This window comes from Clostridium sp. (assembly GCF_032552055.1).
Lineage (GTDB): Bacteria > Bacillota > Clostridia > Clostridiales > Clostridiaceae > Clostridium.
In genome coordinates this window covers 1-2,797 of record NZ_JAWGSV010000333.1, presented here as the reverse complement: position 1 = coordinate 2,797, position 2,797 = coordinate 1, and the positions used below count along the sequence as shown (strand labels likewise).

The window sequence follows — 2,797 nt, the reverse complement described above, 5'->3', positions numbered from 1 at the left end:
GGACACCCTTTAGTTGCCGAAAAATCAGTATTTAATTTAATATCTTTATGTGAAGAAAAGGGAATTAAATATAAGATATATCCGGCAGTAAGTTTTATAGATTCTATGATGGATATATTAAAAATAGATCCTATAGAAGGCCTTAAGATAATAGATGCTTTTGATATTAACAATCAAGTTCTAGATAAAAGAGTAGGAACAATAATAACACAAATTTATAATCCTATAATAGCTTCTGAAGTTAAACTTAAGCTCCTTGAATACTATAATGATGAAACAGAAATAATATTTGTAAGAGATGAAGATATAAATAGTATAGATTCTGTAAGAGGGATACCATTATATGAACTTGACATGCAAGAAGATATAGATTATTCAACATCTATTTATATACCAAGGAATGAAGATAATAGAAAAGATTTTAATGATTTAGTTGAGATTATAGATACCCTAAGGGGAGAAAATGGTTGCCCATGGGATATGGAACAAACTCATGAAAGTATCAAAAATCAAATTGTTGAAGAGGCTTATGAAGTTGTTGAAGCAATAGAAAAAGATGATATTGATGGGTTAATAGAAGAACTTGGAGATGTTTTACTTCATGTAATTTTCCATGCTTCCATAGGAAAAGATGATGGATATTTCAATATTTCTGATGTTATAGGGGCTATTTGTGAGAAAATGATTTATAGGCATCCACATGTTTTTGGAGATGTTAATGCGGAAAATAGTGAAGAGGTCTTAGTAAATTGGGAAGAGCTTAAGAAAAAAGAAAAAGACTTCGAAACTATTACAGATGAAATGAATGGAATAGCTAGAACACTGCCTTCTTTAATTAGAGCAAATAAGGTTCAGAAAAAGGCTGCAAAGGTAGGCTTTGACTGGGATAGAGTTGAAGATGCTGCTTTGAAAGTTGAAGAAGAATTAAAAGAGGTATTAGATGTATATAAATCCAATAATAAGGAGAAAATAAAAGGTGAAGTAGGAGACTTGATCTTTGCATGTGTTAATGTAGCAAGACTATTAGACATAGATGAGGAAGATGCTTTAAACTTAACTATTAAAAAATTTATAAATAGATTTTCTTATATAGAGGAAACAGCCATTAAAAATAATAAAAAATTAGCCGAAATGACTTTAGAAGAAATGGATGAAATATGGGAAAAAGCAAAAAGTAAAGAAAATAACAAAAAATAAGAAGGATTTATAAGTTTTTTGAAGAATAATATATATTGGTTTATACTATACTATAAATAACTTATTGTAAGAAATAGCTTTTATAACAAAATATTCATCAAGTTATAGACTAGTTCTAAAAGTCGATATATAATAAGAGAATGTAGTTATAGTACATATTTGAAGAAATAGTTAACTACTAAAATATACGGGTTATTTAAGGAGGATGTAATTGTGAATAAAGCAGAATTAATCACTAGCATGTCAGAAAAAAGTAAATTAACTAAGAAGGATGCAGAATTAGCATTAAAAGCATTCATAGAAAGCGTTGAAGAAGCTTTAGAAAAAGGTGAAAAAGTACAATTAGTTGGATTTGGTACTTTTGAAACTAGAGAAAGAGCTGCAAGAGAAGGAAGAAATCCAAGAACTAAAGAAACAATCAATATCCCAGCTTCAACTGTTCCAGTATTTAAAGCTGGTAAAGAATTTAAAGAAAAAGTTAATAAATAGTATATTAAGAACCCGAGTGTACTCGGGTTCTTTTAATAAATAGAAATATAAGGAGAGAAAAATGAGATTAGATAAATACCTTAAAGTATCTAGAATTATAAAGAGAAGAACTGTTGCAAAGGAAGTTTGTGAGGGGGAGAGGGTATCTATAAACGGCAAAGTTGCTAAACCTTCTACTACTATAAAAGAAGGAGATATTATAGAAATTAAATTTGCAAATAGATCTTTAAAGGCAAGAATAATTAATATTGCAGAGCATGTTAAAAAAGAAAATGCTAAAGAAATGTATGAGATTCTTGAAGGAGAAGAAGATAAAGAATAAATAGAAGGTCTCTTTCATATATTTTTATAAAGAATATGTGGAGGAGATTAAATGGAAAAGAAGAATGAGAATAAGCTTGAAGAGCCAAGAAGTAATATAGTTTTAGAAAGTAGAAAAAAATTAATTCTAACAGGTGTCGAGGAAGTTATAAGTTTTGATGATGAAAAGATATTATTAAATACAAAACTAGGATTTTTAACGATAAAGGGATCTGAACTAAAAATGAATAAGTTAGACGTTCAAAATGGTGATGTGATAATAGTAGGAAATACAGCCTCCATAGTATATAGCAGTAAAGAAGTTAAAAAAGAAAAAGAAAGTATAATAAGTAAATTATTTAAGTAGGTGGAAGTATGCCGTTACCTATTAATGTACAATTTAACATAGTTTTATATTCTATTTTATCAGGCATATTAATTGGAGTGTTATATGATTTATATAATATAGTAAGAGGAGCAAAGGTGCCTAAAATAATTATTATGGTTGAGGACATATTATTTTGGATATTTACATCATTTGCCGTATTTACTTTTTTACTTTATATGAACTATGCCTTTTTAAATCCTTATGTATATGTATTTATGATTATTACCTTAGTAATTTATTTGAAATTTGTTAGTCCAATGGTTTTGAAAATAGAACTTTATTTAATTAGCATATTTGGAAAAGCTATAAGAATAGTATTTAAGACTGTAATTTATCCAGTTAAGGTAATTTTTTATAGTATTTCAGGAAAAAAGTAGATAAAGTCAGTAACAATAAAAAAAATCTTGAATAAAGTATATATAG

Annotated in this window: 5 protein-coding genes; all 5 read left to right on the top strand. The window is 27.5% G+C overall.

Going from position 1 to position 2,797, the window contains the following annotated elements:
* Positions 1–1,197, top strand: a 1,197-nt coding sequence (mazG, locus tag E6248_RS15085) for a nucleoside triphosphate pyrophosphohydrolase (protein ID WP_316341593.1), incomplete at its 5' end; no start/stop codon positions are given.
* Between the two features lie 213 nt (positions 1,198–1,410).
* Entirely contained in the window at positions 1,411–1,686 is a 276-nt protein-coding gene (locus tag E6248_RS15080) for an HU family DNA-binding protein (protein ID WP_016206851.1), read from the top strand.
* A 61-nt stretch (positions 1,687–1,747) separates the two neighbouring features.
* A complete protein-coding gene (locus E6248_RS15075) occupies positions 1,748–2,008 on the top strand; it encodes an RNA-binding S4 domain-containing protein (RefSeq protein ID WP_136008126.1) in 261 nt (86 codons plus the stop codon).
* A 51-nt stretch (positions 2,009–2,059) separates the two neighbouring features.
* The gene (gene yabP, locus E6248_RS15070; protein WP_316341592.1) at positions 2,060–2,353 is read left to right on the top strand and encodes a sporulation protein YabP; all 294 of its coding nucleotides are present in this window, start codon (positions 2,060–2,062) and stop codon (positions 2,351–2,353) included.
* A gap of 8 nt (positions 2,354–2,361) precedes the next feature.
* Entirely contained in the window at positions 2,362–2,751 is a 390-nt protein-coding gene (gene yabQ, locus E6248_RS15065; RefSeq protein WP_316341591.1) for a spore cortex biosynthesis protein YabQ, read from the top strand.
* Positions 2,752–2,797: the final 46 nt, after the last annotated feature.